We start from the raw sequence: 15,963 nt of genomic DNA, 5'->3' as shown, positions 1-15,963 counted from the left end.
TGTCTCTGCATGAAATGCCATTGTACATTTTATCGCCCAGTCTACAAACTCGTAACATACCAAAAACAAAACAACATCTGTCCCTACCTGCACCGAGGCATTCACTATGACTCAACGACGTGAACTACAAGCCCTGATCGATGCTGCTCCTGTCAGCAAGACACAGTGGCGGGTGATCATCTGCTGCTTTCTGGTGGTCATGCTTGATGGTTTTGATACCGCAGCCATTGGCTTTATTGCACCCGATATTCGTACCCACTGGCAGTTAACTGCCGGAGACCTCGCTCCGCTGTTTGGCGCAGGTCTGTTAGGACTTACCGCCGGCGCCTTACTTTGCGGACCGCTGTCTGACCGTTTCGGTCGCAAACGGGTGATTGAGCTCTGCGTGGCGTTGTTTGGTGCGCTGAGCCTGATCTCCGCCTTTTCGCCGGATTTGCAAACGCTGGTTATCCTGCGCTTTCTGACCGGTCTGGGCCTCGGCGGTGCCATGCCCAACACCATCACCATGACCTCTGAATACTTGCCCGCCCGCCGCCGCGGTGCGCTGGTCACCCTGATGTTCTGTGGCTTTACGCTCGGTTCAGCGATGGGCGGAATTGTCAGCGCGCAGCTGGTGCCGGTTATTGGCTGGCACGGGATCCTGGTCCTCGGCGGCGTGTTACCGCTGATGCTGTTCTTCGTCCTGCTCGCGGTCCTGCCGGAATCTCCACGCTGGCAGGTCCGTCGCCAGTTGCCGCAGGCAACCATCGCCAGAACGGTCAGCGCGATCACCGGCGAACGTTACGACAATACCCAGTTTTACCTCCAGGAGGCGGCGGCGATAGCCAAAGGCAGCATTCGTCAGCTGTTTGTTGGCCGTCAGTTGCCCATTACCCTGATGTTATGGGTGGTGTTCTTCATGAGTCTGTTAATCATCTATCTGCTGTCGAGCTGGATGCCGACGCTGTTGAACCATCGTGGGATTGACCTGCAGCAGGCTTCCTGGGTGACGGCGGCGTTCCAGATTGGCGGTACGCTCGGCGCGCTGGCATTGGGCGTGCTGATGGATAAACACAATCCCTTCCGGGTGCTGGCTACGAGCTACGCGCTGGGAGCGGTATGCATTGTCATGATTGGCCTGAGCGAAAACGGTTTATGGCTGATGGCGCTGGCGATTTTCGGTACCGGGGTAGGTATCAGCGGATCGCAGGTGGGCCTCAATGCCTTAACCGCCACGCTCTATCCCACCCAGAGTCGGGCGACGGGCGTGAGCTGGTCCAACGCGGTGGGGCGCTGCGGAGCGATTGTCGGTTCGCTTTCCGGCGGCGTGATGATGGCGATGAATTTCTCTTTCGACACCTTGTTTTTCATTATCGCTGTTCCGGCGGCCATTAGCGCGGTGATGTTAGCCGTACTTACGGTAGTTGTCCGCCAGTCAGCCTCTGTCCCTGATGCTATGCCGCACGCAAGCGTCGTGAACGAATAAGGAGAATCCCTATGTCAGACCATAATCAGGATGTTAAAAACAGCCGTCAGCAGTTTTACCAGCATATTTCGGGGCAGAACCTGACCCCGCTGTGGGAATCGCTGCATCATCTGGTTCCACAAACGCCGAATCCGACCTGTGCGCCAGCATACTGGAACTACCAGGAAATTCGTCCGCTGCTGCTGGAAAGCGGCAACCTGATTGGCGCAAAAGAGGCGATTCGTCGCGTGCTGGTACTGGAAAACCCGATGCTGCGCGGTCAGTCCTCTATTACGTCAACGCTCTATGCGGGACTGCAGCTCATCATGCCGGGCGAAGTCGCTCCCAGCCATCGTCATAACCAGTCGGCGTTACGCTTTATTGTGGAAGGGAAAGGGGCATTTACCGCCGTGGACGGTGAACGCACCCAGATGCACACCGGCGATTTTATTCTGACCCCGCAGTGGCAATGGCACGATCACGGTAACCCTGGCGATGAGCCTGTCGTCTGGCTGGACGGTCTGGATCTGCCGCTGGTTAACATTCTGGGCTGTGGTTTTGCCGAGGATTACCCGGAAGATCAGCAGCCGGTTTCACGCAAAGAGGGCGACTATCTGCCGCGCTATGCCGCCAATATGTTGCCGCTGCGCCATCAGAAAGGCAATTCATCGCCAATTTTCAACTATCGCTATGACCGCAGCCGCGACGCGCTGCAAGACCTGACCCGTCTGGGCGATGCCGACGAGTGGGATGGCTACAAAATGCGCTATGTCAACCCGGTGACCGGCGGCTACCCGATGCCATCGATGGGGACGTTCCTGCAACTGTTGCCAAAAGGCTTTACCTCGCGGGTGGCGCGTACCACTGACAGCACCATTTATCACGTGGTTGAAGGGGCGGGTGTTGTCACCGTCGGCAACGAGACGTTCCATTTCTCAGCCAAAGATATTTTTGTGGTTCCGACCTGGCACGGCGTGTCATTCAAAACCACCGATGAGACCGTTTTATTCAGTTTTTCGGACCGACCGGTACAGGAAGCCCTCGGGTTGTTCCGCGAAGCCCGCTATTAATTTGGGAGAGAACCATGACTCAGTATGTATTTGCACCACAGGCCCCCGTTACTGTCCCGGTTGTCGGCAGCGATGCGCAGTTCCCCGTCCGTCGCGTGTACTGCGTGGGGCGTAACTACGCCGCCCATGCCCGCGAAATGGGGTTTGATCCGGACCGAGAGCCGCCGTTCTTTTTCTGTAAGCCTGCCGATGCGATTGTGCCGGTTGCCGCAGGCGAAACGTTAGCACTGCCATACCCGGCGCAAACGGATAACTATCACTATGAAATTGAGCTGGTGGTCGCCATCGGCAAAAAGGGCAGCGATATCCCGTTAGAAAACGCTCATGAGTATATCTGGGGCTATGCCACCGGACTGGACATGACCCGCCGCGATCGCCAGATGGAGATGCGTCAGATGGGCCGTCCGTGGGAAATCGGCAAAGCGTTCGATCTCTCTGCGCCCATCGCGCCGCTGCATAAAGCGGATGAAATTGCGGATATCACCTCTGCGCCCATCTGGTTACAGGTGAATGGCGACGATCATCAGCGCAGCGACATTCGCCATCTGATCTGGTCGGTAAATGAAACGATCAGCTATCTGTCCGGCTTCTTCGAACTGCAACCGGGCGACCTGATCTTCACCGGCACGCCGGAAGGCGTGGGTGCCGTAGTGAAAGGGGATGTGATCACCGGAGGCGTGGACGGACTGACGCCTATCGCTGTGAAGATTGTCTGAGGTGATGTATGAAGCTGTACAGTTTTTTTAACAGTTCGGCGTCGTACCGCGTGCGTATCGCGCTGGCATTAAAGGGCATCGACTACCACACGGTGGGCGTCAATATCCGTATTGGGCAGCAAAATGAACTGGCCTACCGGCGGATGAATCCGGTGGGGCTGGTACCAACGCTGGTAACCGATGATGGCGAAGCGCTGGGCCAGTCGCTGGCGATTATCGACTGGCTGGACCGGCATTTTCCGCAATCACGCTTGCTGCCCGTCAGCGATCCGGCGCGCACGCAGGTGCTGGAGATTGTCTATGCCATCGCTTGCGATATTCATCCGGTTAATAACCTGCGGGTGCTGCGCTATCTGAGCGAGGAACTGAAGGTCAGTGAAGAAGAGAAAAAACGCTGGTACGCGCACTGGATCCAGCAGGGGTTAAGCGCCGTTGAGCAGCTACTGCGTCAGAGTCAGTCGCAGAACTTCTGCGTGGGTAATGCACCGACGCTTGCCGACTGCTGTCTGGTCCCGCAATGGGCGAATGCGTTAAGAATGGGGTGCGATCTGAGCGGCTATCCGCGCTGCAAAGCCGTGTATGACGCCTGCACACAGCTCCCGGCGTTCATCGCCGCCGCCCCGGAAAATCAACAAGATAAAATCTCAGCCTGAGAAGGAGAATGACAATGGCTAAAGTGACGAGCGCAATTATTGTCGGCGGCGGAATTGGCGGGGCAGCCACCGCGCTTTCGCTGGCGCGTCAGGGTATCAAAGTGATGCTGCTGGAAAAAGCCCATGAAATTGGTGAGATCGGCGCGGGCATTCAGCTCGGTCCCAACGCCTTCTCTGCGCTGGACAGCCTCGGCGTCGGCGACGTCGCGCGTCAGCGTGCGGTGTTTACCGACCACATTACCATGATGGATGCCGTGAACGCGGAAGAAGTGGTGCACATCGAGACCGGGCAGGCCTTTCGCGACCACTTCGGCGGTCCGTATGCGGTCATCCACCGGGTCGATATTCACGCTTCCGTCTGGGAATCCGTACTGACTCATCCAAACGTTGAGTACCGGACCTCGACCAATGTGGTCGACATTCGCCAGACGGCGGACGACGTAACGGTGTTCGACGAGCAGGGGAATAGCTGGACCGCTGATATTCTGGTCGGTTGTGATGGCGTGAAGTCGGTGGTGCGTCAGAGTTTGCTGGGCGATTCGCCGCGCGTGACCGGACACGTCGTTTACCGTGCGGTGATTGACTGTGCGGACATGCCGGAAGACCTGCGCATTAACGCGCCAGTGCTCTGGGCCGGGCCGCATTGCCACCTCGTGCACTACCCGCTGCGCGGTGGCAAGCAGTACAACCTGGTCGTCACCTTCCACAGCCGCCAGCAGGAGGAGTGGGGCGTGAAAGACGGCAGTAAGGAAGAGGTGCTGTCGTATTTCGCCGGGATCCATCCGCGCCCGCGGCAGATGCTGGATAAACCCACGACCTGGCGTCGCTGGTCAACCGCCGATCGCGAACCGGTAGAGAAATGGGGCACTGAGCGCATCACGCTGGTGGGCGATGCCGCGCACCCGGTGGCGCAGTACATGGCGCAGGGTGCCTGTATGGCGCTGGAAGATGCTGTGACGCTGGGTAAAGCGCTGGAGCAGTGCGATGGCGATGCGGCGAAAGCCTTTGCGCTGTATGAGTCGGTACGCATTCCACGCACGGCGCGCATCGTCTGGTCGACGCGCGAAATGGGGCGCGTGTATCACGCAGCAGGCGTGGAGCGTCAGGTGCGAAACCTGTTGTGGAAAGGTAAATCGCAGGCGGAGTTTTATCGCGGCATGGAATGGCTGTACGGCTGGAAAGAAGATAACTGTCTTCTGCCACGCTGAGAAAACAGGCGCTTTGCGCCGTCATCCGGCAAAAGGTTTTGCTCATCGCACAGAGGCGCTATGATAGCGCCTCTTTTTTTTGCGGATAACGATATGCGTGTTTTACTGGCGCCGATGGAAGGCGTACTTGATTCACTGGTGCGCGAACTTCTGACGGAAGTGAATGACTACGATCTTTGCATCACCGAATTTGTGCGCGTGGTGGATCAACTCTTGCCAGTAAAAGTCTTTCATCGACTCTGTCCCGAACTGCTCAACGGTAGCCGGACCCCATCCGGCACCTTAGTGCGCGTGCAACTGTTAGGGCAGTATCCCCAGTGGCTGGCGGAAAATGCCGCCCGCGCCGTGGAACTCGGTTCTTACGGTGTTGATCTTAACTGCGGGTGTCCGTCAAAAATGGTCAACGGCAGCGGCGGCGGTGCGACGCTGCTGAAGGACCCGGAACTCATCTATCAAGGCGCGAAAGCGATGCGTGAAGCGGTGCCGGCGCATCTGCCGGTGACGGTGAAAGTGCGTCTGGGCTGGGACAGCGGCGACAAAAAGTTTGAGATTGCAGATGCCGTCCAGCAGGCCGGGGCGAGTGAACTGGTTGTACACGGGCGCACCAAAGAGCAGGGCTATAAGGCGGAACATATCAACTGGCAAGCGATTGGCGAAATTCGCGAGCGACTGTCTATTCCGGTGGTTGCCAATGGTGAAATCTGGGACTGGCAAAGCGCCCAGGAATGCCTGGCCGTCAGTGGCTGTGACGCGGTGATGATTGGCCGCGGGGCATTAAACATTCCCAACCTCAGCCGGGTGGTGAAGTATAACGAGTCGCGAATGCCATGGCCGCAGGTTGTCGAACTGCTGAAAAAGTATACCCGTCTGGAAAAACAGGGCGACACCGGTTTATATCATGTCGCGCGTATTAAACAATGGCTGGGCTATTTGCGAAAAGAATATGAAGAAGCCACGGACGTTTTCCAGTCGATTCGCGCCTTAAATAATTCACCGGATATTGCCCGCGCGATCCAGTCGATTGAAATTTAATATTATTGAGCTGCATATATTCTGCTTGGATATATTTTGCCAGGTGTGACTTTTCATTGCTGAAGATGTTATGCCACGCGTAACTAAAAAAGCGCGCACAACAACGGGTAAGCTCCGCGCACCTTTTCTTATCAGAATATTTTAATGACTCGTTACTCTTTTCACGCGCTGAAAGCGGGCTTTCCGCTGGTTATTCTGCTCGCGGGATGTGCTCACATGCATGACACTCAACAGACGCTGACTCAACAACTTCCCGCTTCTCACGTAGATTCGGCGCTGCCGTCAGCGTTGAAGAACGGGTGGCCCGGAAGCCAGTGGTGGCAGGATTATCATGACGCACAGTTGAACGAGTTAGTGAAGAACGCACTTTCCCGTTCTCCGGATATGCAGGTGGCGGAACAGCGAATCAGACTGGCCGAAGCGCAGGCTAAAGCCGTTGAAGCCCAGGACGGGCCGCAGGTCGATTTCTCCGCCAATGCCGAACGGCAGAAAATGTCCGCGGAAGGCATCATGGGGCCGTTTGCCCTGAACGATCCGGCCGCAGGCACGACGGGGCCGTGGTACACCAACGGTACGTTTGGCCTGACGGCCGGTTGGGATCTCGATTTATGGGGCAAGAACCGCGCGGAAGTGACCGCGCGCATCGGGGCGGTGAAAGCGCGGGAAGCCGAGCGTGAGCAAACCCGTCAACTGTTAGCCAGCGGCGTGACGCGGCTTTACTGGGAATGGCAGACCGAGGCGGCGCTGAGCAAACTGCTGACTCAAATTGAACGGGAACAGCGTAACATCATTGCTAGCGATCGCCAGTTGTACAATAACGGCATCACCTCTTCGGTAGAAGGCGTGGAAACGGATATCGATGACAGTAAAACCCAGCAGCAGTTGAATGAGGTTGCCGGGAAGATGAAGGTGATTGAGGCGCGTCTGAGCGCGCTGACCAACACGCAGTCGGCGGCGCTGAAGCTGCATCCGGTGAGCCTGCCAAAAGTGGAAAGCCAGTTACCGACGCAACTGGGCTACTCCTTACTGGCGCGCAGAGCGGATTTACAGGCGGCGCACTGGGTGATCGAATCGTCAATGAGCAGCGTGGAGGCGGCGAAGGCAGCATTCTACCCCGACGTCAATCTGATGGCCTTTTTGCAACAGGATGCGCTGCATCTGAGCGATCTGTTCCGCAGTTCCGCCCAGCAGATGGGCGTGACCGCAGGCCTGACGCTGCCGATCTTCGACAGTGGCAGACTGAATGCCAACCTTGATATCGCTCAGGCGCAGAACAATTTGTCGATCGCCAGTTATAACAAAGCCGTCGTTGATGCGGTAAATGACGTGGCGCGCACGGCCAGTCAGGTGGCGACGCTGATGCAGAAAAATCAGCATCAGCAGCAGATTGAACATGACGCCGATCGAGTGGTCAGCCTGGCGCAGGCGCGCTATAACGCCGGGATTATCGCAGGCTCTCTCGTTAGCAAGGCCAGAATTCCCGCGCTGCGCGAGCAGAGTAACGGACTGATTTTGCAGGGGCAGTGGCTGGATGCCTCCATCCAGCTTACCAGCGCGCTCGGCGGCGGTTACCATCATTCCTGATTATTTCGGTTGCTTCGAAGAGAGTTTCTATACTTAAGGCTCAGTTCTGTTGCAACCGGAGGATGATATGGCAAAAGCAGCAATCGTGACGGCTTCCGATTCAGGTATTGGCAAGGCGTGCGCCCTTCAGTTAGCGAAAGCGGGATTTGATATCGGCATCACCTGGCATTCAGACGAGCAGGGAGCGCGTGATACCGCCCGTGAGGTGGAAAGTCATGGCGTCCGGGCGGAGACCCTTCAACTGGACCTGAGCCAGCTGCCGCAGGGTGCACAGGCGCTGGAACATCTGATTGCGCGCTTTGGCCGGATCGATGTGCTGGTCAATAACGCGGGAACGATGAGCAAATCCGCATTCCTGGAGACCTCCTTTGACGACTGGCGGCAGATATTTACGGTCGATGTCGATGGGGCGTTTCTCTGCTCACAGTTGGCGGCCCGCCAGATGGTGAAGCAGGGACAGGGGGGGCGCATTATCAATATTACCTCGGTGCACGAACATACCCCGTTACCTGAGGCCAGCGCCTACACGGCGGCGAAACATGCTCTCGGCGGACTCACCAAAGCCATGGCGCTTGAGCTGGTCCGCCATAACATTCTGGTTAACGCTGTGGCGCCTGGGGCGATAGCCACGCCGATGAATGATATGGATGACAGTGACGTTAAGCCGGGAACCGAGCCGTCAATCCCGCTGGGAAGACCTGGGTCGACGCGGGAAATCGCCAGTCTGGTCGCCTGGCTGTGCTCGGAAGAGGCGGGTTATACCACCGGGCAATCGTTTATTGTGGATGGGGGATTTATGCTGGCCAATCCCCAGTTCAGGCCGGAATAACCCGCTTACCCCACCTGTTTACGGCTGCGGCGTTTCAGCCACCAGCGAACGCCGATCACCAGCACCACTGCCAGAATCAGCCAGATCCAATGTTTGAGATGCTGATCGAGATGATGCAACCATGGCGCGACCACTTCACCTCCTGCATAACCCAGGGTGGTGAAGATCAGCGCCCAGACCAGCGCGCCAAGGATATTCAGCGGTAAAAAAATCTTTGGCGGCAGATGGCTGGCGCCAATCAACAGCGGGCCAATCACGCGAAACCCGTACATAAATCGGGTGCCGATCACGAACAGATACGGGCGACGCTGGATCATCTTCTGCGCCTGACGAATTTTGTCACGATGACGAGCAAAGCGGCGCAGGATCCTGCCACCAAAGCGGCGTCCCAGCAGATAAAGTAACTGATCGCCTATCATGCCGCCTAAGGCCACGGCCACGACCACGAGGGGGAACTTGAGTAATCCCTGATGCGCCGCCACGCCCCCCAGCAGAGTAATGGTTTCGCCTTCCGCCAGACTTCCAACCACCAGCGCGGCATAACCGTATTGCGCAATAAGACTGTTTATATCCATACGTATGTATGACCTCCACAATGGTAAGCATACACCCTCTGAATTCGTGATGCTCAAAAAGGGCCATCAGGCGCGGCGGCATTTCTTTATCTGTACAATAAATAATCGCAAAGCTGAATTATACTTGAAGTGTTAGGTTCACAGCTGACAACAAGGGGGCGGTATGAACCATGTCTGGGGGCTGTTTTCTCATCCCAATCGTGAAATGCAGGTGATCAACAGCGAGAACGAAACGGTTTCGCATCACTACACCCACCATGTGCTTTTGATGGCGGCCATCCCGGTCATTTGTGCCTTCATTGGTACGACGCAAATCGGCTGGAATTTTGGCGACGGCACTGTCCTGAAGCTTTCTCTGTTTACGGGCCTGGTGCTGGCTGTTCTGTTCTATGCCGTGATGCTGGCGGGCGTGGCGATCATGGGGCGCGTGATCTGGTGGATGGCGCGGAGTTATCCGCAGCGTCCGTCTTTGACGCACTGTATGGTGTTTGCCGGTTATGTGGCGACGCCGCTGTTTCTTAGCGGTCTGGTGGCGCTGTATCCGCTGGTGTGGCTTTGCGCATTTGTCGGGACGGTAGCGTTGTTCTATACCGGCTATCTGCTCTATGTAGGCATTCCGACATTCCTGAATATCAATAAGGACGAAGGGCTGAGCTTCTCCAGTTCAACCCTGGCTATCGGCGTACTGGTACTGGAAGTGCTGCTGGCGCTGACCGTCATCCTCTGGGGATACGGCTATCGCTTGTTCTGATTATCGTGCTGCGTTGCTGGTGCAAAAGCCAGCAACGCAGCCTTTCCTGACGATTCTCTTCTGGCGGCAAGGTCATTAGCTCGCTATGATTCCTCTGCTAGCCTGAGCCATCCTGACTTCGGCGGTGCGTGTCATCACGCGTGAATCATTTTCTGAAATCTCATCATGCTGAAATTCCGAGTTTCCATACTGAGCCTGGCGCTGATGCTGGCTGTGCCTTATGCGCCGCAAGCGCTGGCAAAAACGGCGGCGGCTGCCGCGGCGTCTCAACCTGAGATTGCCTCCGGTAGCGCGATGATCGTGGATCTGAACACCAATAAGGTGATCTATTCGAACCATCCGGACCTGGTGCGTCCGATTGCGTCGATAACCAAATTAATGACGGCGATGGTGGTGCTTGATGCACGGCTGCCGCTGAACGAAAAACTGAAAGTGGATATCAGCCAGACGCCAGAGATGAAAGGGATCTACTCTCGCGTGCGGCTGAACAGTGAAATCAGCCGTAAAGATATGTTACTGCTGGCGCTGATGTCCTCGGAAAACCGGGCCGCAGCAAGCCTGGCGCACCATTATCCGGGCGGCTATAACGCCTTTATTAAGGCGATGAACGCGAAGGCAAAAGCGCTGGGCATGACCCGGACGCATTTTGTGGAACCAACCGGTTTGTCGATTCACAACGTGTCGACCGCGCGCGATCTCACCAAACTGCTGATCGCCAGCAAGCAGTATCCGCTGATTGGGCAACTGAGCACCACGCGTGAAGATATGGCGACCTTCGCCAACCCGGCGTATACGCTGCCGTTTCGCAATACCAACCATCTGGTGTATCGCGACAACTGGAATATTCAGCTCACTAAAACTGGTTTCACCAACGCCGCAGGGCATTGCCTGGTGATGCGCACGGTAATCAACAATAAACCGGTGGCGCTGGTGGTAATGGATGCATTCGGCAAGTACACCCATTTTGCCGATGCCAGTCGTTTACGCACGTGGATCGAAACCGGGAAAGTGATGCCGGTTCCGGCGGCGGCATTGAGCTATAAAAAGCAAAAAGCCGCACAGATGGCTGCAGCGGGCGGCAATGCGGGTGAGCAGACCGCGCAAAACGATTAATTACTCTGGCAGCGTCCAGTCACCTTCGTTGAGTGGGCGCTGCATAATCAACGTATCCCGCCAGTCTCCTTTCTTATACCCGACGCTACGCAATTGTCCGGCAATCTCGAAACCGTGTTTTTTATGCAACCGTAGCGACCCGGGATTGTTATGCCCGTCGCCAATCACCGCCACCATCTGCCGCCATGGCCCTTCCTCGCAGCGGGTGATTAACGTCTGCATCAGCAGGCTGCCAATGCCGCGTCCGGTCATGCTGGCATCGACATAAATCGACTCTTCCAGGGTATAGCGATAGGCCGGGCGCGGGCGATATTGTGTGGCGTAGCAATAACCGACAACCACGCCGCGATAGAGCGCCACCAGCCACGGCAGACCATACTGCGCGACCGTACGCATACGTCGGCGCATCTCATCGATCGTCGGAGGCGTTTCTTCAAAAGAGGCGCGGCCATTCAACACATGCCACGCATATAACGAGGAGATCGCCTCTACGTCGTCGGGCAGCGCGTCGCGCACCGCAATATCGTTATCAGAAAGCGTATCGGCAACAGACATGGTTCTCACCTTTGCGAAGAAAACCGGAGTCCTCACGACTCCGGTACATCTGCTTACTTTTGCACGATATTTCGTGCAAATCCAGCCTGCGCCATTAAGCAGTTTACTGGAGTTAATCAGAAGAGGGGACTTTCCAGAATTTCTGCTTACTGGTCTTGCCTATTCCGGGATTCATACTGTTGGTCGGGTCATTTTCGCGATAAAAACGGGTCAGCGCGGGCGGTGCTTCATACAGATGCCCGACGTTATGCTCTGCCGGATATTGCGCACCGCGCTGTTGCAGCAGTTCCAGCATTTGCTCTTTCAACGCGTGAGCATCCACGCCTTTCTTCACGATGTAATCCTGGTGGAAGACATAGCACATAAAGTGACCGTAATAGAGTTTATGTACCAGTTGGCTGTCGATTTCCGCCGGCAAATGTTCATACCATTCGGTGTCATTGCGGCGCAGGGCGATATCCAGCGCCAGAATATCCTCCACCTCATCGGCATGAACCGCCTGGTAGCGAATCGCTGCGCCAGCGGCTGCAAAGCGGTGCAGGAAGGCCTTGCTGCCTTCTTCCGGCGTGCAGGCAAAGAAGTCGCCTTCTGCGGTTTTAAAAAATTCCGTGAGCCAGTTTTGCGCTTCAGCGACGCCATCGCCCGCCATTTTTAACAGCAGATGATGTTCATATTTATCGCGCCAGCTTTTCATGCGCGGCGGCAGATGACTCGGGAACAGGTGACCAAACTTTTGCATCGCGCGGTCGGTAAAGTGCGGACGGAAGAATTTCACCTTTTCCAGCATCGCATCGGTGCGGCCCTTCAGCGTGAAGAAGAACGGCATTTTGTCGGTGCCGAGCTTGTCAATCATCAGGAAGGTGTCTTTGCCGTATTGTTCAGCAATGTCGTAGATATCGCGGTGCATGTATTCACCCGCGACCGGCAGATTGTCGAACGTCGACAGAATATGGCGACGGAGCGCTGTCAGCACCTCGGGTTGGTTGGTGCCAATGTAAAATACCTGCTGGTTTTTTTCCGCTTCAAAGGTGTCGAGACGCACGGCGAAGACCGCCAGTTTCCCGGCGCAGCCGGAGGACTCGAACAGGCGCTCCGGGTCAGCGTTATAGCGCGCGGGGGTGTCGGCATCAATGTCTCTGACGCGGGTGACGTAGTCGTGGTCATGCGCATGACGCCCGTCGTGGCGGACATTTTCCTCTTTGATCCGCTCATCGTCCAATTGACTCAGGATCTGCTCCGGCGTTTGCCCCAGATCGATCCCCAAATGGTTAACCAGTTGCAGCTTGCCGTTTTCATCAATGCGGGCAAACAGGGACATTTCGGTATACGCTGGGCCTCTTTGCACCAGCGAGCCACCGGAGTTATTACAGATCCCACCAATGACCGACGCGCCGATACATGATGAGCCAATCACCGAGTGCGGTTCACGCCCCAGGGGTTTCAGCGCTTTTTCCAGTGAGTACAGCGTGGTACCTGGATACGCCAATACCTGCTCGCCTTTGCCCAACACGTGCAGTTTGTCGAGGCGCAGGGTGCTGATAATCACAATCTCGCGGTCATAGTCATTGCCGTTCGGCGTGGAACCTTCGGTCAGGCCGGTATTGGCGGCCTGCATCAGGATAATTTTATCGGCGTTGACGCAGGCGTTCAGTACGCGCCAGAGTTCCAGCAGCGATCCGGGAAAGACCACCGCCAGGGCGTCGCCCTGACCGGAACGGAAGCCCTTGCGATAGCGGGCGGTTTTAGCCGGTTCGGTAAGCAGGTGTGAATGTCCCACCAGACGGGCGAGCTCATTCAGGAAGGTTTTATTATCAGTTGTTGTAATGGAAGACATTTTCCACTCCTTGTGGTGGGACAAAATATCAGGTTCAAGCATAGCGCTTTGTATGACAATACGCTTTCTCATTCACGCTGTCTTTGAATTGGCGGCGTTGAAAATTAAGAGAATAACCTTAGCTTTCTGCCGCGCTGCCGTTTAGGCTTATGGCAAAATGTGGTTTTTGCTATATTTTCGCTGCCACGTCGGGCTTTAGAGGAAGAGAGAATCAACATGAAATGGCTATGTTCTGTAGGTGTCGCAGTTAGTCTGGCATTGCAACCCGCGCTGGCGGAGGAGCTGTTCGGAAACCATCCGCTGACGCCGGAAGCGCGGGACGCGTTTGTCACCCAGTTGCTGACGAAAATGACTGTCGATGAAAAGATTGGTCAGTTGCGTTTAATCAGCGTCGGTCCGGATAACCCGAAAGAAGCGATCCGCGAGATGATCAAAGACGGCCAGGTGGGGGCAATTTTTAACACCGTTACCCGTCAGGATATCCGCAAAATGCAGGATCAGGTGATGGAACTGAGCCGCCTGAAAATCCCTCTCTTTTTTGCCTACGACGTATTGCACGGCCAGCGTACCGTCTTCCCGATTAGCCTCGGACTGGCGTCCTCTTTTAACCTCGACGCGGTGAAAACCGTCGGACGCATCTCGGCGTATGAAGCCGCCGACGACGGCCTGAACATGACCTGGGCGCCGATGGTCGATGTCTCCCGCGATCCGCGCTGGGGACGCGCCTCGGAAGGCTTTGGCGAAGATACGTATCTGACCTCCATCATGGGAAAAACGATGGTGGAAGCGATGCAGGGCAAAAGCCCAGCGGATCGCTATTCGGTGATGACCAGCGTTAAGCACTTCGCCGCCTACGGCGCCGTGGAGGGCGGTAAAGAGTACAACACCGTCGACATGAGCCCGCAGCGCCTGTTTAACGACTACATGCCGCCGTACAAAGCCGGGCTGGATGCAGGCAGCGGCGCGGTGATGGTGGCGCTGAACTCATTGAACGGCACGCCAGCGACCTCTGATGCCTGGCTGCTGAAAGACATTCTGCGCGACAAGTGGGGCTTCAAAGGCATTACCGTTTCTGACCATGGTGCTATCAAAGAGCTGATTAAACACGGCACCGCCTCCGACCCGGAAGATGCCGTCCGCGTGGCGCTCAAGTCCGGCATTAACATGAGTATGAGCGACGAGTATTACAGCAAATATCTGCCAGGGCTGATCAAATCCGGCAAAGTGACGATGGCGGAGCTGGATGACGCGGCGCGGCATGTACTCAACGTGAAATATGACATGGGGCTGTTTAACGATCCGTACAGCCATCTGGGGGCAAAAGAGTCTGATCCGGTGGATACCAACGCCGAAAGCCGTCTGCACCGGAAAGAGGCGCGTGAAGTGGCGCGTGAAAGTCTGGTGCTGTTGAAAAACCGCCTCGACACGCTGCCGCTGAAAAAATCGGGGACGATTGCGGTTGTCGGCCCGCTGGCGGACAGCAAACGCGACGTGATGGGCAGTTGGTCCGCCGCAGGCGTTGCCGATCAGTCCATCACGGTGCTGACCGGTATTAAAAATGCTCTCGGTACAAAGGGTAAAGTGGTGTACGCCCATGGGGCCAACGTCACTAACGATAAAGACATTGTCACCTTCCTCAATCAGTACGAAGAGGCGGTGAAGGTGGATCCACGTTCACCTCAGGAGATGATTGATGAAGCCGTCAAGGCGGCGAAGCAGTCTGACGTAGTTGTCGCCGTAGTGGGTGAGGCGCAGGGCATGGCACATGAAGCGTCAAGCCGTACGGATATCACGCTGCCACAGAGCCAGCGCGATCTGATTGCGGCCCTGAAAGCGACCGGCAAACCGCTGGTGCTGGTGCTAATGAACGGTCGTCCGCTGGCGTTGGTGAAAGAAGATCAACAGGCCGATGCGATTCTGGAAACCTGGTTTGCCGGTACAGAAGGCGGCAACGCGATCGCCGACGTCCTGTTTGGCGACTACAACCCGTCGGGCAAACTGCCCATGTCTTTCCCGCGTTCGGTAGGGCAGATCCCGACCTATTACAGCCACCTCAACACCGGTCGTCCGTATAACGCCGACAAGCCGAACAAATACACCTCTCGCTACTTTGACGAAGCGAACGGTCCGCTCTATCCATTTGGTTATGGTCTGAGTTACACCACGTTTGACGTTTCTGACGTGACGCTCTCTGCGCCAACCCTGAAACGCGACGGCAGCGTGACGGCAAGTGTGAAGGTGACCAACACCGGTAAGCGTGAAGGTGAGACGGTGATCCAGCTGTATGTGCAGGACGTCACGGCTTCCCTGAGCCGCCCGGTGAAAGAGCTGAAAGGCTTTAAGAAAGTGAACCTGAAACCTGGTGAAACGCAAGCCGTTAGTTTCCCGATTGATATCAATGCGTTGAAGTTCTGGAATCAGCAGATGAAGTTCGATGCCGAACCCGGCAAGTTCAACGTCTTTATCGGCGTCGATTCTGCCCGCGTGAAGCAGGGGTCGTTTGAATTGCTGTAACGGTTACAGGGGGAACTGACCAATGGGTTCCCCCTTGTTGGTCCCGTGAAAATACGGAAATGTCGGGTTAACCGAATACTTTTCG

At 56.2% G+C, this 15,963-nt stretch carries 14 protein-coding genes; 11 read left to right on the top strand and 3 right to left on the bottom strand.

Features of this window, described 5'->3' with window-relative positions; genetic code table 11:
- Nucleotides 1-106: 106 nt before the first annotated feature.
- The 8 genes from HVX64_RS15025 to HVX64_RS14990 all read left to right on the top strand — a co-directional run bounded on the left by HVX64_RS15025 (nt 107) and on the right by HVX64_RS14990 (nt 8,536).
- The gene (locus HVX64_RS15025) at nt 107-1,465 is read left to right on the top strand and encodes an aromatic acid/H+ symport family MFS transporter (protein WP_043000133.1); all 1,359 of its coding nucleotides are present in this window, start codon (nt 107-109) and stop codon (nt 1,463-1,465) included.
- 11 nt (nt 1,466-1,476) lie between these two features.
- Nucleotides 1,477-2,514, top strand: a complete 1,038-nt coding sequence (gene gtdA / locus HVX64_RS15020; RefSeq protein WP_044258651.1) for a gentisate 1,2-dioxygenase — start codon at nt 1,477-1,479, stop codon at nt 2,512-2,514.
- A gap of 14 nt (nt 2,515-2,528) precedes the next feature.
- Nucleotides 2,529-3,230, top strand: a complete 702-nt coding sequence (locus tag HVX64_RS15015; protein ID WP_044258653.1) for a fumarylacetoacetate hydrolase family protein — start codon at nt 2,529-2,531, stop codon at nt 3,228-3,230.
- A gap of 8 nt (nt 3,231-3,238) precedes the next feature.
- Nucleotides 3,239-3,883 (top strand): maleylacetoacetate isomerase, encoded by a 645-nt coding sequence (gene maiA, locus HVX64_RS15010; protein WP_043000136.1) that lies wholly within the window; start codon nt 3,239-3,241, stop codon nt 3,881-3,883.
- A gap of 14 nt (nt 3,884-3,897) precedes the next feature.
- Entirely contained in the window at nt 3,898-5,091 is a 1,194-nt protein-coding gene (locus tag HVX64_RS15005; RefSeq protein ID WP_043000137.1) for a 3-hydroxybenzoate 6-monooxygenase, read from the top strand.
- Between the two features lie 93 nt (nt 5,092-5,184).
- A complete protein-coding gene (gene dusC, locus HVX64_RS15000) occupies nt 5,185-6,123 on the top strand; it encodes a tRNA dihydrouridine(16) synthase DusC (protein WP_044258742.1) in 939 nt (312 codons plus the stop codon).
- Between the two features lie 144 nt (nt 6,124-6,267).
- Complete coding sequence (mdtQ, locus tag HVX64_RS14995; protein WP_044258654.1) at nt 6,268-7,707, top strand: multidrug resistance outer membrane protein MdtQ; 1,440 nt, start codon at nt 6,268-6,270, stop codon at nt 7,705-7,707.
- Between the two features lie 67 nt (nt 7,708-7,774).
- Complete coding sequence (locus HVX64_RS14990) at nt 7,775-8,536, top strand: SDR family oxidoreductase (RefSeq protein ID WP_044258656.1); 762 nt, start codon at nt 7,775-7,777, stop codon at nt 8,534-8,536.
- A 5-nt stretch (nt 8,537-8,541) separates the two neighbouring features.
- On the opposite strand, the gene HVX64_RS14985 is transcribed toward HVX64_RS14990, so the two are convergent.
- Nucleotides 8,542-9,111 (bottom strand): DedA family protein, encoded by a 570-nt coding sequence (locus HVX64_RS14985; protein WP_043000141.1) that lies wholly within the window; start codon nt 9,109-9,111, stop codon nt 8,542-8,544.
- A gap of 163 nt (nt 9,112-9,274) precedes the next feature.
- Here HVX64_RS14985 and HVX64_RS14980 point away from each other — a divergent pair, with 163 nt between their 5' ends.
- Entirely contained in the window at nt 9,275-9,862 is a 588-nt protein-coding gene (locus tag HVX64_RS14980; protein ID WP_043000142.1) for a Yip1 family protein, read from the top strand.
- Between the two features lie 165 nt (nt 9,863-10,027).
- The gene (gene pbpG / locus HVX64_RS14975; RefSeq protein ID WP_044258658.1) at nt 10,028-10,975 is read left to right on the top strand and encodes a D-alanyl-D-alanine endopeptidase; all 948 of its coding nucleotides are present in this window, start codon (nt 10,028-10,030) and stop codon (nt 10,973-10,975) included.
- Here pbpG and HVX64_RS14970 read toward each other — a convergent pair whose 3' ends face one another.
- A complete protein-coding gene (locus HVX64_RS14970) occupies nt 10,976-11,530 on the bottom strand; it encodes a GNAT family N-acetyltransferase (RefSeq protein WP_043000144.1) in 555 nt (184 codons plus the stop codon).
- A 112-nt stretch (nt 11,531-11,642) separates the two neighbouring features.
- Nucleotides 11,643-13,364 (bottom strand): D-lactate dehydrogenase, encoded by a 1,722-nt coding sequence (dld, locus tag HVX64_RS14965; protein ID WP_044258660.1) that lies wholly within the window; start codon nt 13,362-13,364, stop codon nt 11,643-11,645.
- 216 nt (nt 13,365-13,580) lie between these two features.
- On the opposite strand from dld, the gene bglX reads away from it, so the two are divergent.
- Complete coding sequence (gene bglX, locus HVX64_RS14960; protein WP_044258662.1) at nt 13,581-15,878, top strand: beta-glucosidase BglX; 2,298 nt, start codon at nt 13,581-13,583, stop codon at nt 15,876-15,878.
- The last annotated feature ends 85 nt before the right edge of the window (nt 15,879-15,963 follow it).

Origin of the sequence: Citrobacter sp. RHB20-C16 (genome assembly GCF_013890155.1) — a bacterium.
GTDB lineage: Bacteria > Pseudomonadota > Gammaproteobacteria > Enterobacterales > Enterobacteriaceae > Citrobacter_A > Citrobacter_A amalonaticus.
The sequence above is the reverse complement of the archived record's forward strand: the minus strand, read 5'-3'. Positions and strand labels throughout refer to the sequence as shown.